Source organism: Halobellus inordinatus (assembly GCF_024464655.1).
GTDB classification, from domain to species: domain Archaea; phylum Halobacteriota; class Halobacteria; order Halobacteriales; family Haloferacaceae; genus Haloquadratum; species Haloquadratum inordinatus.
In genome coordinates, this window is record NZ_JANHAV010000004.1 from 166,058 (window position 1) to 181,710 (window position 15,653).

The 15,653-nt window shown below is 58.5% G+C and carries 16 protein-coding genes and 1 pseudogene; 11 read left to right on the forward strand and 6 right to left on the reverse strand.

The genetic code is table 11. The annotated features are described in order from the left end of the window. The first annotated feature begins 242 nt into the window (after positions 1–242). The 5 genes from NO347_RS09585 to NO347_RS09605 all read left to right on the forward strand — a co-directional run bounded on the left by NO347_RS09585 (position 243) and on the right by NO347_RS09605 (position 6,077). Positions 243–1,490 carry an inorganic phosphate transporter gene (locus NO347_RS09585; protein ID WP_256289383.1) on the forward strand — a complete coding sequence of 416 codons (1,248 nt, stop codon included), beginning with the start codon at positions 243–245 and terminating at the stop codon, positions 1,488–1,490. A gap of 326 nt (positions 1,491–1,816) precedes the next feature. Further along, positions 1,817–2,911, forward strand: a complete 1,095-nt coding sequence (locus NO347_RS09590; RefSeq protein ID WP_256289384.1) for a metal ABC transporter substrate-binding protein — start codon at positions 1,817–1,819, stop codon at positions 2,909–2,911. A 7-nt stretch (positions 2,912–2,918) separates the two neighbouring features. Beyond that, positions 2,919–3,707, forward strand: coding sequence for a metal ABC transporter ATP-binding protein (locus NO347_RS09595; RefSeq protein WP_256289385.1), 789 nt, complete (start codon positions 2,919–2,921; stop codon positions 3,705–3,707). Next, positions 3,704–4,714, forward strand: coding sequence for a metal ABC transporter permease (locus NO347_RS09600; RefSeq protein ID WP_256289386.1), 1,011 nt, complete (start codon positions 3,704–3,706; stop codon positions 4,712–4,714). The genes NO347_RS09595 and NO347_RS09600 overlap by 4 nt, the downstream gene beginning before the upstream one ends. Positions 4,715–5,684: 970 nt before the next feature. Then, positions 5,685–6,077 carry a HalOD1 output domain-containing protein gene (locus NO347_RS09605; RefSeq protein WP_256289387.1) on the forward strand — a complete coding sequence of 131 codons (393 nt, stop codon included), beginning with the start codon at positions 5,685–5,687 and terminating at the stop codon, positions 6,075–6,077. Between the two features lie 30 nt (positions 6,078–6,107). Here NO347_RS09605 and NO347_RS09610 read toward each other — a convergent pair whose 3' ends face one another. Next, on the reverse strand, positions 6,108–6,911 hold the full coding sequence (locus tag NO347_RS09610) for a TrmB family transcriptional regulator (protein WP_256289388.1): 804 nt from the start codon (positions 6,909–6,911) through the stop codon (positions 6,108–6,110). Positions 6,912–7,293: 382 nt separating this feature from the next. On the opposite strand from NO347_RS09610, the gene NO347_RS09615 reads away from it, so the two are divergent. Then, a complete protein-coding gene (locus NO347_RS09615) occupies positions 7,294–8,091 on the forward strand; it encodes a TrmB family transcriptional regulator (RefSeq protein ID WP_256289389.1) in 798 nt (265 codons plus the stop codon). A gap of 97 nt (positions 8,092–8,188) precedes the next feature. After that, a complete protein-coding gene (ddfA, locus tag NO347_RS17370) occupies positions 8,189–8,518 on the forward strand; it encodes a DdfA family disk-determining factor (protein ID WP_306677768.1) in 330 nt (109 codons plus the stop codon). Between the two features lie 68 nt (positions 8,519–8,586). Here the strand turns inward: ddfA and NO347_RS09620 are convergent, their stop codons facing one another. Together NO347_RS09620 and NO347_RS09625 are read right to left on the reverse strand one after the other, a co-directional pair. After that, on the reverse strand, positions 8,587–8,922 hold the full coding sequence (locus tag NO347_RS09620) for a DUF7344 domain-containing protein (protein ID WP_256289390.1): 336 nt from the start codon (positions 8,920–8,922) through the stop codon (positions 8,587–8,589). A 236-nt stretch (positions 8,923–9,158) separates the two neighbouring features. Next, on the reverse strand, positions 9,159–9,422 hold the full coding sequence (locus tag NO347_RS09625; RefSeq protein WP_256289391.1) for a hypothetical protein: 264 nt from the start codon (positions 9,420–9,422) through the stop codon (positions 9,159–9,161). Between the two features lie 76 nt (positions 9,423–9,498). On the opposite strand from NO347_RS09625, the gene NO347_RS17375 reads away from it, so the two are divergent. The 3 genes from NO347_RS17375 to NO347_RS09635 all read left to right on the forward strand — a co-directional run bounded on the left by NO347_RS17375 (position 9,499) and on the right by NO347_RS09635 (position 12,174). Then, entirely contained in the window at positions 9,499–9,645 is a 147-nt protein-coding gene (locus NO347_RS17375; RefSeq protein WP_425492368.1) for a DUF7563 family protein, read from the forward strand. Positions 9,646–10,204: 559 nt separating this feature from the next. Next, positions 10,205–10,681, forward strand: coding sequence for a diadenylate cyclase (locus NO347_RS09630; RefSeq protein WP_256289392.1), 477 nt, complete (start codon positions 10,205–10,207; stop codon positions 10,679–10,681). Between the two features lie 512 nt (positions 10,682–11,193). Further along, the gene (locus tag NO347_RS09635) at positions 11,194–12,174 is read left to right on the forward strand and encodes a calcium/sodium antiporter (RefSeq protein ID WP_256289393.1); all 981 of its coding nucleotides are present in this window, start codon (positions 11,194–11,196) and stop codon (positions 12,172–12,174) included. Positions 12,175–12,306: 132 nt separating this feature from the next. Here NO347_RS09635 and NO347_RS09640 read toward each other — a convergent pair whose 3' ends face one another. The 3 genes and pseudogenes from NO347_RS09640 to NO347_RS17380 all read right to left on the reverse strand — a co-directional run. Further along, positions 12,307–13,440, reverse strand: coding sequence for an SPFH domain-containing protein (locus NO347_RS09640; RefSeq protein WP_256289394.1), 1,134 nt, complete (start codon positions 13,438–13,440; stop codon positions 12,307–12,309). 254 nt (positions 13,441–13,694) lie between these two features. Then, on the reverse strand, positions 13,695–14,000 hold the full coding sequence (locus NO347_RS09645; RefSeq protein ID WP_256289395.1) for a DUF5789 family protein: 306 nt from the start codon (positions 13,998–14,000) through the stop codon (positions 13,695–13,697). Between the two features lie 241 nt (positions 14,001–14,241). Then, positions 14,242–14,352: pseudogene (locus NO347_RS17380) on the reverse strand (RNA-guided endonuclease TnpB family protein); the annotation flags it as partial. Between the two features lie 473 nt (positions 14,353–14,825). Between NO347_RS17380 and NO347_RS09650 the strand changes: the two are divergent. Further along, positions 14,826–15,158 carry a DUF5789 family protein gene (locus NO347_RS09650; protein WP_256289396.1) on the forward strand — a complete coding sequence of 111 codons (333 nt, stop codon included), beginning with the start codon at positions 14,826–14,828 and terminating at the stop codon, positions 15,156–15,158. Positions 15,159–15,653: the final 495 nt, after the last annotated feature.

Consider the following 15,653-nt stretch of genomic DNA (forward strand, 5'->3'; position numbering starts at 1 on the left):
GCTTCTGACCTGATTCTGGTCCACAGCAGGATCTCACCCAGTACAGGTCAAATCTATCCGAATCAGATCGGGGTCCGCCTGCAAGACATTGCGGGTACGTGCAGCAATCAGAACCGCTGTACCACGAGAAACGGTCGGAAGGCTCTGGGCGGAGAGATGACCTGGCTGTAACATAGTTCGGTTGGGATAACTTGAGTATGATACCGCACATTATATCCGAACGGCGTCGTTCGATAGGCTGAATGGTCTCACTGTTGCTGATCGCTGGAATCGCCGTAGCAGTGTTCGTGGGGTTCAATATCGGCGGTTCATCGACAGGCGTAGCATTCGGGCCCGCGGTCGGTTCGCGTCTCACTCGGAAAGCGACTGCCGCGGCGCTGTTCGTCGGGTTCTCATTCCTCGGTGCGTGGACCGTCGGTCGAAATGTCATCACGACTATGAGCAGCAGTATCGTTCCAGCGGTCCAGTTCACGCCCGTCGCGAGCGTCGTCGTCCTGTTCTTCACTGGACTTTCGTTGCTCGTGTCGAATCTGTACGGTGTTCCGGCCTCGACGTCGATGACGGCCGTCGGAGCTATCGTCGGACTGGGCCTTGCATCGGGGACGCTCAACCAGGCGCTGATGTTCGTCATCGTCTCGGCGTGGATTGTCGCACCGCTGTTGAGTTTCGTTGTAGGACTCGTGACCGGACGGTACATCTATCCGTATCTCGATCGCTACGTCGCATTCACGGAGTTCGATCTTCACTTCATCCAACTCGATCGCTCGGGGATGATTCCACGCCCGTACTTGAACAACAATGCCACCCTGCAGGACATCGTCGGGTCGCTCTCGGTAATTCTCATTGCCTGCTATATGGCCTTTTCTGCGGGCGCCTCGAATGCGGCGAACGCTGTCGCCCCGCTTGTTGGCTCGGGCGGGTCGCTCACGGTTGATCAGGGAATCCTACTCGCGGTGGCGGCTTTCGGGGTGGGCAGTTTCACCATCGCTCGCCGCACGCTGGAGACGGTGGGCGACGACATTACCGAACTCCCGATCCTCGCATCACTCATTGTCTCCGTGGTGGGCGCGACGGTCATCACGATGCTGTCCTACCTCGGCATCCCTGCGAGTCTCGCAGTGAGTACGACCTCGACGATCATCGGACTCGGCTGGGGGCGAGCGAGTCGGGCGGCGACACTGGCGGAGCTAGCGACGCCGAAACCCAGGCCTGCGGCGGAGGACGTCGAGATCGCCACGGGGGCGTTGGCCACGTCACGGGACGAGGAGGTACCCGCTAGTCCAACGATCGGGGATATCGCTCGACACGAAGCGCCGGCGGAGAAGCCAGCGGAGATACCGGAGGTGCCAGAGGTTGGCGAAAAGGGGTCGGTCGACCTCGATCAAAAGAGCCTCTTCGACCCGGCGGCGGCCAAACGCATCGTTTCGATGTGGGTCTTGACGCCCTCGCTGGCGGTGGGCGCCTCCTATCCCGTGTTTCTGCTCTTGTAGTGTGACTCGCTAGGATCTCTTCGTGAAGCAGTTACCGCTCAGAACCCATATTGCTAGTAGTTGAGACGATAGTACTACTTGCACGTCTTCATTCCGAAGGCTCGCACGGGAACGCAGCACTTCCATTCAACGAGGTCCAGCAGTCGAGGTCCCTTCGAGAATAGATCCGTGGCTATCGTTGTGAGCTCTGTTTCTCTTACGACACCAACAATATTGCTAGCAGCAGGGTTTCGACGCGAGATCCGACGACCACAAAATTAGATTCATCTAATCTCTATTTTTGATGCAAACTACTATATATTTTGCCGCACACCGACTAGCCGACAATGAATGACACGGGACAGTCGCAACCGAAGTACAGCGTCTCACGCAGAAGAGCCATTACTGGGGGTACAGGACTTCTCGCCGCTAGCCTCGCCGGATGTACTGGTAGGTCCAGCAGCAACGATACCGAACCTACGAACGGCTCAGGAAACGATGGCGCGAATGGCGACGGCCCTGCCGTCGCAGTTGCGTCCTTTTTCAGTTTCTACGACTTTGCTCGGAATATCGTCGACGGGACGCCCATCCAAGTGAACAATCTCGTTCCGACCGGACTGCACGGTCACGGGTGGGAGCCGAACGCGAGCGTCACGAAAGACATCATCGAAGCGGATGCGTTCCTCCACGTGGGTCCGGGATTCCAGCCGTGGGCCGACCGTGCGATTCAGACGCTCAAAGACGACGACGTCGACACGCAATTGATCAACGTCCGCGAGGGCGTCGAACTGGTCGATCTCGCGGCGACTCTGGACCCCGAGGAGGAAGGCGTCGGGAAGCAACAGGGTAAAGATCCGCACTTCTGGCTTGATCCCGACCGGGCGACGGAATCGGTCGACAACATCGCCGATGGATTCGCCAGACTCGCTCCCGACCATGAACGGTCGCTCCAAGCGAACGCCGAGACGTACAAATCCGACGTCCTCGAACAAATTGATCAGGACTACCAGTCCATCTTCGACGCGGCAGACCGAGATGTGGTGCAACTGGCGGCGCACAACGCCTTCCAGTACATCGGCGTCACGTACGACGTACAGATGGTTCCACTTGTGACGAACCTCGCAGCCAGTGGCGACGTCAAGCCCTCGGACATCGCCGGTGCGAAGGAAGTCATCAAGGAGAACGATATCCAGTACATCGCCAACGGTGTCTTCGAGTCGCGGAAGCCAGCGAAGCAACTACTCGATGAAACACAGGTTGAGGGGTACCTTCCTGTTACCCCGTACGCGGGGGTCCGAGAGGACTGGGTCGAGAACAACTGGGGGTACAAGGAAATCGCCTACAACATCAATATGCCCACGTTCGAGGTTGTGCTCGGCAACAAACAGCCCGAGGAAGCCGGTCCCGATGGCTGGGCAGACGAGTGGATGAACTTCGAGTGAACCTCTAATGCGCACACAAACCTCTGCGAGTCCCACGAGTTCGGGAACGGCAAGCAGCACCGAGTCGGCCATCGAACTATCCGATGTCGACTTCGGATACACATCTTCCCCGGTCGTCGAGGAGATCTCGCTTCGGATCGACCCCGGCGAGTACGTTGCGGTCGTCGGTCCGAACGGGTCGGGGAAATCGACGCTGATGCAGTTGATGTTAGGGTTGCTCCGACCGGACGAGGGAGTTGCTCGGCTCTTTGGCGAATCCGCGCATCAGTTCGACGACGGCGAGCGGATCGGCTACGTCGCCCAGCATGCCAGCGCCTCGAAAGAGATGCCGATCACCGTCCGCGAAGTCGTAAAGATGGGTCGGTTTCCGCATGTCGGCTTTGGTCGCCTCTCCAGTGAGGACTGGGATATCGTAGACCGGGCGCTTGATACGGTCGGTATGGCGGCGTTTTCCAATCGTCGTGTGACACAGTTGTCGGGCGGTCAGCGCCAGCGGGCATTCATCGCCCGTGCGCTCGCCAGCGAGGCCGACCTGCTCGTCCTCGACGAGCCGACTGTCGGGGTCGATATGGAATCAGTTGAGGCGTTCTACAATCTCTTGGGTTCACTGAACAGCGACGGTATCACGGTCCTGCTCATCGAACACGACTTGGGCGCAGTTACCGAACACACCGACCGCGTCATCTGTCTCAACCGGGAGATCTACTTCGACGGATCAGCCAACGAGTTCGTCGAGAGTGACGCCCTGGCTCGCGCATTTGGCACCACAGCGGATCTGCTGGGTGGCTCTCGATGACTTACCTATCTGCTGTTCCGCTTCAAGCGGGGCTGTTGGACGGTGTGTTCGGTCCATTTTACTGGTTCCTGAATTACTGGTCGGAGGTTATGTCGTGGGTTGCCGGCCAGACAGGCCTCGAAATACTCCAGTACGGCTTTATGCACCGGGCAATCTTGGTCGGTCTCTGTATCGGGGTGATGGCACCCCTGATCGGGACGTTCCTCGTTCACCGGCAGCTGGCGCTGATCGGTGACGCACTCGCCCACACTGGCTTTGCTGGTGTCGCTGTGGGATTATTCCTCAACGCGGTCCTCGAGCTCGGTGTCTCGCCATATCTGACTGCAGTCGTCGTTTCGATGATCGCGGCCCTGTTCATCGAACTCATTTCGGAGGCGACAGACGCTTACAATGACGTTTCGATGGCAATTGTGCTCTCGACGGGCTTCGCGTTGGGGACGGTCCTGATCAGCATCAACGCCGGTGGGCTCGCCGTCGGCGTGAATCAGTTCCTCTTCGGGAACCTCGCGACGGTCTCGCAGGACAGTGCAGCGATACTCCTGCTGTTATTCGTCATCGTCATCGGCGTAGTCGGGCTGACGCGCAACCAATTACTGTACGTCACCTTCGACGAGACGGCAGCAGCTGTGTCTGGCCTCTCGGTCAGTTGGTACAACCGCATTATGGTGTTGTTGACAGCGATGGTCGTGGTCGGCGCAATGCAGATTATGGGAGTCATCCTCGTGGCCGCGATGCTCGTCGTGCCCGTCGCTGGCGCGTCACAGGTCTCTCGGAGCTTCAACGAATCGATACTCGTGTCGGTCGTCCTCGCCGAACTGGCCGTTATCCTCGGCATCGGTGTCTCCTACTATGCCGAGGCGACTGCTGGGGGCGTGATCGTCCTGCTCGCAGTCGCGATCTACGTGGCCGCCGTCGTGCTCGGAAAACTACAGGCGGCCTCCGGTGAGGAAGACACCCCTGAGATGGGCAGCATCGACGTAAGCGACGCCAAACCAAGTGACGACTGACGACCTTCCACAACGAACCTGTGCGGTGACTCGCGAACTAAACCGCTCGAAACACGGCCGCGGCATCCAAGAGAACACACAACACAGGTGGTTTCCTCCGTGTAGTACTCTGCATCTGGAGTCCCGACGACTTACCAGCCTTGAGAACGAAGCCGTATTCAGAAGTTCAGTATGGACTCTAGAGAACCTGGCCCTCCTCGAGGAGAGGAGCCTCCTGGCACGCCGCCAGTACCCTGTGCTGCTTGCGAGGCGGCACTGCAGTCGCCGGCACAGCAGTACCTCTCGTTTTTGTTGCTCGATCAGTTCACGATTCCTGTCGCCGGATGCGAGGAGCACCTAGAACAGTTCGCGAGCACGTGTGGGTATACGACGGACGACACTGCAGAGCTCATCGCTCATCGACCTGCAGGGGGTGTCAGCTGCCCGAGTTGCCACCTCGCGCCTTATAATCTACACCACCCCGTTATTCCGGTCGGCACTGGCGCTGTGAGTATCCTCGCCTGTCCAGAACACCAATCCGAGATCATCAATCGTTTCCAAGCCGGACTCGACACACAACAGCAAATCACGACGTCGCTTCAGACTTCCGAGATGAGATAGTTTCTGCGGCGACCACAAGTGGATGCTGCTCCGTTGGTTGTGGGCCAGAGAAAGGCGTATGACAGCACGACTACCGTCCGCGGATCGATGCTTACAGAGAGAGCCTTTCACATCGTTTGTGGCGTGGTGTACCGAGTGCCGGCAACGTAGAGACCGCCGATTACGGCACCCCGTGGGTGCCAATATGATTCACGAACTGCTGTCCGACAGTATGAGCGAACCCAGAACTGTCGGCGGGATCTCCGAGTGGTACAGCACGTCCTCGACAGTCCATCCCTGGTGAGACTTCCTGACGCGGCGCGAATACATCTACTGCAGCCACAAACATCTTCAGGTCTTATATCACTCCATTGACCCGAGAGAGGCCAATATGCGTATCCAGCCCGCCCATCCGACATTTGTTTCGATAAACCGGGTGAAAAACTTCGGATCTTTTGCGCGTCCAGCACGAATCAGAACTGTGGAGTACGAAATCGGGCCGGAGGAATCGGTCAGCACAGCCGTCGTACGCGCGGTGAGCGCAGTTGTTGGCTGTGAAACACACTCTCTCCGACCGCTGGCGGATGTCATCGATCCGACTGCGTTAGATACGTTGTTCGACCCGCAGTACGACGGTACACCTCGGACAGGCGGACGCCTCTCGTTCGTTTACAACGATTGTTGCATCACGATTGACAATGGTGAGTATCTCACTCTCCAGTTGCTCGAAGACCGTATCTGCGATGAACGCGATCACGAACTCTCTGACAGTTGCGTCCGCTGACGGAGTAGCTAACAGTCGCTCGTCGGGGGATTACTGCTTGGGGTCACGGGCGGTCAACAACCCCTGTGCCATAAGTCGCCGGGAGATTACGACCAGGCCATTCCCGAATCCTTCACCGAATATCGCTTGTTCTTCTTTGCTGCCGGGCATAATCGAGCTTACGAGGATCGCCGAGCGGTCGACCAGAAGGAGCCTACCGATTGCCGTCTCGTCTTCGGTAACGTTCTCGCCGTGTAGCCACTCTAGGCCAGAAATGAACGTCGTGGCGTCCGGCACGGCCGTCTGGATCTGCTCTTGAAGCGACTCCGTCAGCGCGCCGATGAGAAGGTCGACCCCGTTACCGACGTCGTTGAGTCTGGCAACGAGATCCTCGGTCAGCAGTGACTCGTCGCCGACGACGAGAACGACCTCCTCGGCCGCGTCCTCGATGAGTTGGTCCGTCCGATTTTCGATCGCGTCCCGCCCAGACATCGCCCATATCTGCTGGACAGGCGTCTCGTCGTCCTGCTCGATGATTTCGACCGTGTCCAGCGCATCGTGGAGTCGCTCGACGCGGTCTTCGTACTGGTCGCGCAGGGTCTCGGTCGCCTCGTCGAGCGGAACCGCCCGGAACTGCTGCGGGCTCGAATGCTGGATCTCGACGAGACCTTGTGCCTCCAGTACTCGAATCGCGTCGTATACCCGTGTTCGCGGAACCTCTGTCATCTCACTCAATTGCTTCGCTGTACCCGTGTGGAGACGGGACAAGCCAACGAAGCATCGCGCCTCGTATTCTTTCAAGCCGAGTTGCTGGAGGACTTCGATTCCTTCCTCCAGACTATTATTATTGGTCATGTGTCCCAACCTCACGGGGGAGTGCCCCAGTGACTCTCTGATAATTTACTCCCGACACGGATAGGTATTGTCACTCCTTTCATAACGGCTAGTGCGGATGCGACGTGATACGGGCAATATAAGCGTCTGAACTCGCCGCATAGATTGCCCTCTAGAATTTGTTGTGATGAATCTAGTTACAACAGATAACTCCAGATTTCACCGCGTGAGAGCACAAATAAACGGGAGATTAGAATAGTCACCCGTTTAATCACAAAAGAGATATACGGGGTGGAAGCTAAACTCTTCATCGGCACGCAGTCCAGTTCTGTGTCCCAACTACCGTACTGTTGCGTGTCGGCCCGGCCGCTCTCCGTGGCTGGGCTCACAATGACCCACATCGATGAGCAATGATCCAGTCGAAGACCCACAGACCGCCGCGATCGAGCAACTCGAACGGTTCGGGTTGAGTGCCTACGCCGCACGGACGTTCGTCGCGCTTGCGAGCCTCGGCACGGGGACAGCCAGAGACGTCAGCCAAGTGTCGGAGGTGCCGCGCACTCGAGTATACGACGCCATCGACGAGTTACACGACCGGGGACTCGTCGATATCCTCCAGTCGTCGCCTAAGCAGTTCTGGGCGATCTCCGCCGAAACCGCGAGTCGGACGTTCGAACACGAGCTACAGCACCGCACGGAAATCCTCCGGACGGCGCTGAGTGAACTCGAACCCATCGAACGACGGGCCGAACAGCGTGGCGTCTGGACAGTAAACGGGCAGACGGCGGTTACGGAACGGGTCCTGGAGTTCTTCTCCAACGCGGACGATGAAATCGTCTATATGACCGTCGAAGGGCTGCTTACCGAGGACCTGATCGAGGGGTTAGGTGAAGCCGCAGAGCGGGGCGTTTCGATCAAACTGGCCGGGGTGTCGACGGAGGTCCAGGAACGCATTCAGGACGAGATCCCCGGCGCGACGATGTTCGAGTCGCTCTGGGTCTGGTCAGACACGTCGGCGGGACGGCTCATGATGGTCGACGGGCGAAAAACCCTCGTGAGCGCGCTCGTCAACGGCGCGGACGCGAGTCTGTCCGATCCGCGGTCGGAGACCGCCATCTGGGGCGAGGGTGACACGAACAGTCTGGTCGTGATTTTGAAGGCGATCTTCACCTGGCGACTCGACGCGGAGGAGCGAACTTGACGGAATCCAATCCCCGTAGATAAACCATCCATATGAATCCATACCATCAGAACCGACGTGGCCGGGTACCCGCATCAACGTACTGGCGGAATCACTCATGACTACCTCCGATAGAGGGGAAGATCACGGCTCGGTTACCGACGCGGACGGTGACATTCAGGCTGAGTACGACTGGTCGTCGGTAACCCCGAGTACAGCGGTCATCGAGACCGTCGCAATCGCGACGAACAGGGAGCCCACGGCACTCGAACCGTTGTACAAGTCAGTCGATGTGGACGCGTTAGATGCGCTGCTCGCTTCCGACGGGTTCCATTCGACTGGCAGAGTCACTACCGTTTCGTTCGCGTTCGCTGGCTATGATGTAACTGTTCAGAACAACGGGGTAGTCGTCGTCCAGCCGACCGAGCCGCGACACGAATCGGAGTAACACCGGACGAATCCGATACCGAATCATCGACTCGGAAGACTCGATGTCTCTCGTGGGAGACATTGACGTCAGGGACTCGGCAGCGACACTTCTTCAGGGAGCGAATCGAGTACTGTTTCGACCTGTTCGTCAGGGTGGTACCGGACGGCACCGGTTGTATGTTCGAACTCGACGACACCGTAGTCCGCTAACTTCGGCAGGTGGGAATGTTGGAGTTGGATGGCGAGTTCTTCACGGTCCTGCTGTGGACCGTTTTTGGAGTCGGAAGCTCGACTGGATATCTGCTCGACGAGGTCGTCGAACGTCGTGGTTCCGTTAGCCTCGTGGCGCAGGTGGTGAATGATCCGACGTCGATGCTGGTCGGCAACGAGCTGGAGACACCTGTCGAGATCGTGGTTCGTCATAATACACTACTCTCTACCGAGGTCGATCAATTATGCCGATTTTTACACGTGAGAAAATTTTGATTATGTGAGTTACACTCACTGAGTGCACATATCTGCAGTAGTAGTACATTGATCGTCGTAGGCTCTCGAAGCCTACGTCACTCAGTTAATCAAAAAATGTCTACTCGTTAAAATGTCGTTACTTGATTCAGTGGGAGAGCGTTCGTTCCGGTATCCGCTCATCAGCGGAGAGATCACATATGGTACGAAATCCGTTCCGATCGCGTCGAAAAACGCGGCGCCGAGCACGAGAAGCGGTTGACGCCGAGAAGGCGAAAAACGTTCTTTCGGAAGCCGCCGAGGAAGATGTCGAGCCAGATGCTGAGGCTGCAGAGGCACTGAGAGAGGCGGCAGCCGAGGAAACAGCCGAAGTCGCCGAATCGGCGGCGCGCCGCGCCCGCCGCCGCGGTCGAAAAAACATCACTTCCGAGGACGTTGCACAGGCGAACGAACGACATCAAGACCGCGAAGAACGTGGACGGCGCCGATAACGACCAATCACATCCCCGTCAGGTCCTCCCGAGCGACTAAACGATGCCAGAATGCAACGACTGCGGCGCGTTCGTAACGTCACGATTTGCCCGTGTCTTCGGGGACAACGAGGACAACATCTATGGCTGCCGCGCCTGCCTGCCAGTCACAGCACTGGTCGAGGGACATGCGTCACGGGATACCTCGTGACGCCGACGAATGCTTCCGATCTCGATCGACGCCCGATGTCGGTGCGGTAATCACCACCAATAATGACAAACTCACGCAACTTCGTTTCAGAAGCAACGCTCTACGTATGCCGTGATTGTGGAGACGGCATCGAAGATCCCAACACGAATAACTGTCCTCACTGTGGTGGACCGTTGGTGAACAGTACAGTCCCGCACGATTAGTAGTGGAATCGTGCGGAAGCTCACACATTCATCGTCGTCCTCGTGACACAGACTCTAAGGGTTCTCTGCGGAACCTCTGGGCGGCGGCTCAACGAATGATCGCGGGTTCGTCATACTGTCGGACAGAACTCTGTGAAAATCATCGGCACCCGTGGGTGCCAATATGATTCACGAACTGCTGTCCGACAGTATCAGTTCGGGTCCAAAGTAGCTTTCACCCACATAATCAAAACCCGCCCCGTTATGAAATTCGAGAGCACTATCCACCTGACGGCCCTACTTACTGGCGAATGACCGATCTCGTAGAGAGTATGAAAATACCAGCTTCGGAACGCGAATCTTCGGAGGTTGTCGCGGTGCTCGATAGGATTGAGGGTTGCGTCAAGGAAATCAGTCGCGGGTTTGAACGATGGGACGACCCCTACGCCCGGGGACCGGGTCTCTATTTCGTCGTTGAGCGCGATTCAGTCGCCGAGTTCACGGACCCGATGGGGACGAACCGCTGGCCGGTCGAAGACTGTGCCAGTGTATTCGATGAAACCGATGCATTCCTCGAGACGGCACGAGGTGTCGCCTTTTCCTGCGACGGCGCAGTCGTCATCCACAACGACGGTACGATCCAAGAGGAGATGGTCCGGGTCAACCAGCTATCGACAGCTGAACGGGCACAGGCCGGCGAACTTCCCTATGCGGGATGGATGGGGACCCGCCATATGAGTGCGCTGGAAACCGCGACCCGCGAGGAAGTGGTCGCGGCGATCACGCTCAGCGAGGAGGACGGACGAGTGACGACGTTCATTGACGATGGGTTCGAGGACTATCAACGGACATAGGTGACGGAGAGGGCCGTGTGAGTGACTGATCTACGATTGTGAATCCCCGCAGCCGTCGATTCGGGCTTGTTACTCACGTTTCTCGGCGGGCTGACTCTCGTCGTGGCGGCTTTGGGGTTGGCAACTATAGTAGCGTTTGCAACTGATTACACAGCCAATCGCACGACTGCGTGCAATTCGGTGAGTGAAGACTTGCAAACGCTACTATAGGATTCTCACGCTCCTCGACGAAATCGACGCCATCGGCAGCGACGACTTGCAAACGCTACTATAGGATTCTCACGCCTACCATCTCTGCGTCGTTGTACTCGTCGCCATCGTCACGGCTGTAATGACGCCGCCACTGCTCCGGCGGTGGCTCTGTACCTACCAGTAGCGGTGATTTTGTCGATTGGCTCTCACCGTACAGTAGTTGCGTTACGAGAAGACATACCGTCTTTTCACGGTGGCTTCACGACCCAGTCGGCGACTGGTTTTATCGTGCTAAATGAGGACGTCTATTACGATACGCGATGGTGGGCAACGGAGCCGCTGTTCAAGTCGGTATTCTTGTTGCGACAGTTGCGGGACTCTGGGTCGGGGCCCGTCTCCTCGTCGATTCCGTGGTCCGGCTGGCCCGTCGCCTCGGGCTGTCAGAGCTCACTATCGGCCTCACCATCGTCGCCGCCGGCACCTCAACTCCGGAGCTGGTGGTCACCGCTGACGCGGCACTGGCTGGTCTGGGGGCGATCGCAGTCGGCAACGTCGTCGGGTCGAACATCTACAATCTCGCATTCATACTTGGCGTCGTCTCGCTGGTACGGGTCATCCCGATCGAGCGGTCGCTGGTCCACCGCGACGGTGTGGCTCTGGTCGCAAGCACACTCCTCGGTGCCGCAGTTATGTTCGACCGCACGGTGTTCCGTGTCGAGGGTACCGTACTCCTCGTCTCGTTCGTCGCCTACACGGCGTACCTGCTCCTGACTGATGCCGGCCCCTCGGACACGGATCCCGGTCCCGAGAAACAGGGCATACCGACGGCGCTGACCGAACGTGTGACGTTCCGTGGACGCGATGCGGTCCTGCTGGTGCTGGGGGTCGCCGTGGTTCTGGTGAGCGGCGACCTGATGGTGGGGGCGGCCTCTACGCTGGCGTGGGCAGCGGGTATCCCCGACTCGGTCATCGGCGGCACCATCGTCGCTGCGGGCACCTCGACGCCGGAATTCGCCGTCTCGCTGGTGGCGATGAGGCAACGACGGCTCGGAGTGTCCGTCGGGAACGTCGTCGGGAGCAGCGTCTTCAACGTGCTCGGTGTGTTAGGCGTGGCGGCAGTCATCCGGCCGCTGTCCTTCGGGTCCGTCGCGCTCGAGTCCATCGCATGGCTTATCGTCGTCACCGTGGTCATAGTCGCTGCGCTGTGGACGGGCCGACAGCTCTCGCGGCCGGAGGGAGCGTTGTTCGCTGTGTCGGAGGTCGGACGGTGGGTCCTGGGACTGCTGGGTCTGGTCGGATGAGAGACGCTCGGCCGCGATGAGCGTTCCTGCTGCAACCACAGTTTCTGTCGAGCGCGCCGTTGAATTAGGCTGCCCTACCCGGATGAGGTCTGTTGTAAGTCACTCAGCAGCGAGCCGCGGGAGTACACCGATCTACGACGAAACCGACGTTTGTTCTTCCGGTTCCGCGGCAGGTTCGTCCTCGACGGCATCGTCGGCTCTCTCGAAGTTCGGCTCACCGTCCTTGACCGCCTTGGCCTGCTGTTCTAGCCCTGCGACGTCCATCTCGGCGGCCTTCTCGATCTCGCCAAGAATCTCCTTGATGTCGTCGAGTCCGAGGAGTTCGCGAGTCTCGGGGTCGAATTCCAGGCTGTCCAACCGCTGCCCACTGGCCGCCACATCGCTCCCAGTGAGGTGTTTGCCGTAGCGCCCGACCAGCGAGGTGAGTTCCTGCGGGAGGACGAACGTCGTCGACTCTCCCTGACCGATCGCTTCGAGCGTCTCCATTCCCTTGTCGATGATCGCACGCTCGCCCATCGACTCGGCGGATTTTGCGCGCAGCACCGTCGAAATCGCGTCGCCCTGTGCTTCGAGGATCTGGCTCTGTTTTTCGCCTTGCGCTCGAATGATGTTTGACTGCTTGTCCCCTTCGGCCTTCTCGACTGCACTCCGACGCTGACCCTGTGCTTCGAGGATCGTCGCCCGGCGTCTCCGCTCCGCGCCGGTTTGCTGTTCCATCGCCTGCTGAACCTCCTGGCTGGGGTTGACCTCTCGAACCTCGACGGACTCGACGCGGATTCCCCATTCGTCGGTGGGTTCGTCTAGTTCCTTGCGGATGCGAGTGTTGATCTCCTGACGCTTGTTAAGCGTGTCGTCCAGTTCCATATCGCCGATTACTGCCCGGAGCGTGGTCTGAGCGAGATTCGAGACCGCCGTCTTGTAGTCTTCGACCTCCAGAAACGCCCTCTTCGCATCCATCACACGGAGATAGACGACCGCATCCGCTGTCACGGGGGAGTTGTCCCGTGTGATCGCCTCCTGGCGAGGCACGTCCATCGTCTGAGTACGCATATCGAACGTGTACGTGCGCGAAACGAACGGGGGAATGAAGTTGATGCCCGGTTCGAGCAGGCTGCGATACTCGCCGAACACGGTGAGCGCCTGTTTGTCGTAGGCGTCCACGAACCGCACCATCTGCCAGACCGTCACCACTGCAAGCAGCAGTACGAGCAGGCCGACGATCCCGAATCCGAGAGTAGAGATCTGCAGCGTGATCAGGTCATTCATGTGGCCTGTGTTCAGTCCGCAACCGTATCAAGAGACGCCATTTTCACACTCGTCCGGCTTTTGATTATGTGGGAAACACGAACGCCCCCAGACTCGTGGCTCTTCAGCCGTCCCGTGTGCGCATCCGCCGACCGTATCACGACTGGTCGCGGTCGGCCGCAGACACACCGTCCACCAGAGGTGCCAAGAAGGAGCGAAGACGACCCCGACGCGGTCGGCAACAAGCACTTACCTCGGCATCGACGGCGAGCCCATCAGAACGAAATGCTGGATTCGTCCCTAGGCCCTAACTCTCCTCTGGGAGGGTTAGCACCACGGTCGTCGTAGAATTTGCGTCCGATGTACTCGTCGCTTACGTTACCGATGATGGTCGTGAACAACTCGTCGGCCGACGCGTACGTCTCCTGTCCGACGGGTCCAATAATCGTAGAGATCGTTTCAGTTCCCTGAGCGTCGGGTGCCTCGATTTCGACCGCTCCGATCCGCCTGATGACTGAATCTTGGCCGATCGGAAACGTGAGTTCATCTTCGAGAGACGCGAGCAGGTGACTTATTTTCATAGGACAGCTAAACTACCGTTTCTCGGCCACCTCAATTGACAGCATTTTACTAATCGAGACGCTTTTTGATTAACCGAGTCACTCGGCTTCTCACCTCGTTGACGGTGACAGTGTGAATCGCCTCGGGGTCAAGCCCCGAGGCATTCGCCTCGACCGCCTGTAAACTACCCTCCCCTACTTCGCTCGGGATCTAAGGACCCGCTCGCTCGTTGAGGGAAGGGCTTTCGCGTGGACTCCCGTTCTACGCCTCACCAGAGGCGGGAGGGTTGTACTCCCCGCTCACGTTCAGCGTCCCTCGATTCAAGCGCACGTCTACGGGTGCGCCTCCATCGTCTGCGTTTTGCCGACGTTGACGAGACGCGGGAGTGATCACTGTAACTGCTGAATACGAGCGAACACCGTTCTTGCTGGATATGAAAGCCCTTGAAACGGGATTACGGCACTGCTTCACTCGCCGTCTGCTGGCACCCCTATTGGATATTCACAACTAGCGCAGACCACTCGAGCGTCTCGTTCGCACACCAGAAATCTCTGATTTCTGGGGACGCCTCCGCCTTGACTTAGGTGAATGTGGACTATTGTAACAGTGTACCGGTTGTCGCCGATCCGGGATCGGCGACTTACCGAAATGACGTACAACAATCCTCACCGTTGCCGGGTAGGTCGGCCGTTGGGTAACGCAGAGGTGGTCAATCTCGTTCGTGAGCTAAACTGCGCGGACTAGGCGCCAGTACGTCGTCCGAATACCCGACGACTGCTCCGAGCTCGATGGCCACACCGACGAGCGTCCACACAGTTATCCGAATTGGGCGCCTATCTCAGAGTATGCCAGACGACGAACGGGGCCGAGACGAGAACTCAGACGACGAACAGCGAAAACAGCCAGAGCGGAAGCGAGAGGATGTGCGCGACCGCACCAATGAAGATCGAGCGATGAGCGGTGAGCCTGGTGGAAGGCTTGGTGACCTCGATGAGGCACTCGAAACTCAAGGCTATCCAACCACGACGGATGAACTGGTCGAGGCCTACGGCGACTACGAGATCGAAACGCAAGGTGGGACGGAATCCCTCGAAGAAGTGCTTGCTCCGACCGAAGATCAAACGTACGACTCCGCTGATGATGTTCGAAGCCGGTTACTGGGACTGATACATCGTTGACATCCTCCTCCGCGTGAACGCGGAGGAATCCCGAGCGGTGGGAGTTTCAGGTTTGGAGTCCAATCACCGGACTCCCAGACCTTTCGGGCACGGGTAGTCCCACAGCATCGGACTGGTGGACCGCTGGCGGTGCCAAGCCGCCGGTACCCCTATCCTTGACCGTGTTTGGCGTCCCGGTGTTGTTTTTGCCACGGGGGCGCCAGCAGGCGTCAGCAGACTCGGGGGTATCGTCTGGTTTGCTTCGAGCAGTCGGCACGGGCACACGCTTCGAGCACATGTGTTCACCGACTGCCCTTTCGGATACTGCCTCGTTAGGTGGGCGGACAGGCCGCCTCCGAAGGACGGTTCGGAATCCGCTCCGTTCCGACCGATTCCTACCTCGATGTCGGTTGGCCTGTCACTTAAACGTCACCGTGGGGAACTCAGGAAAACCGTTTGAACAGTGGTCTGTTGCCCGGTGTGACGGCGCGTATCCACGGCCTGGAGGCCGTGGTA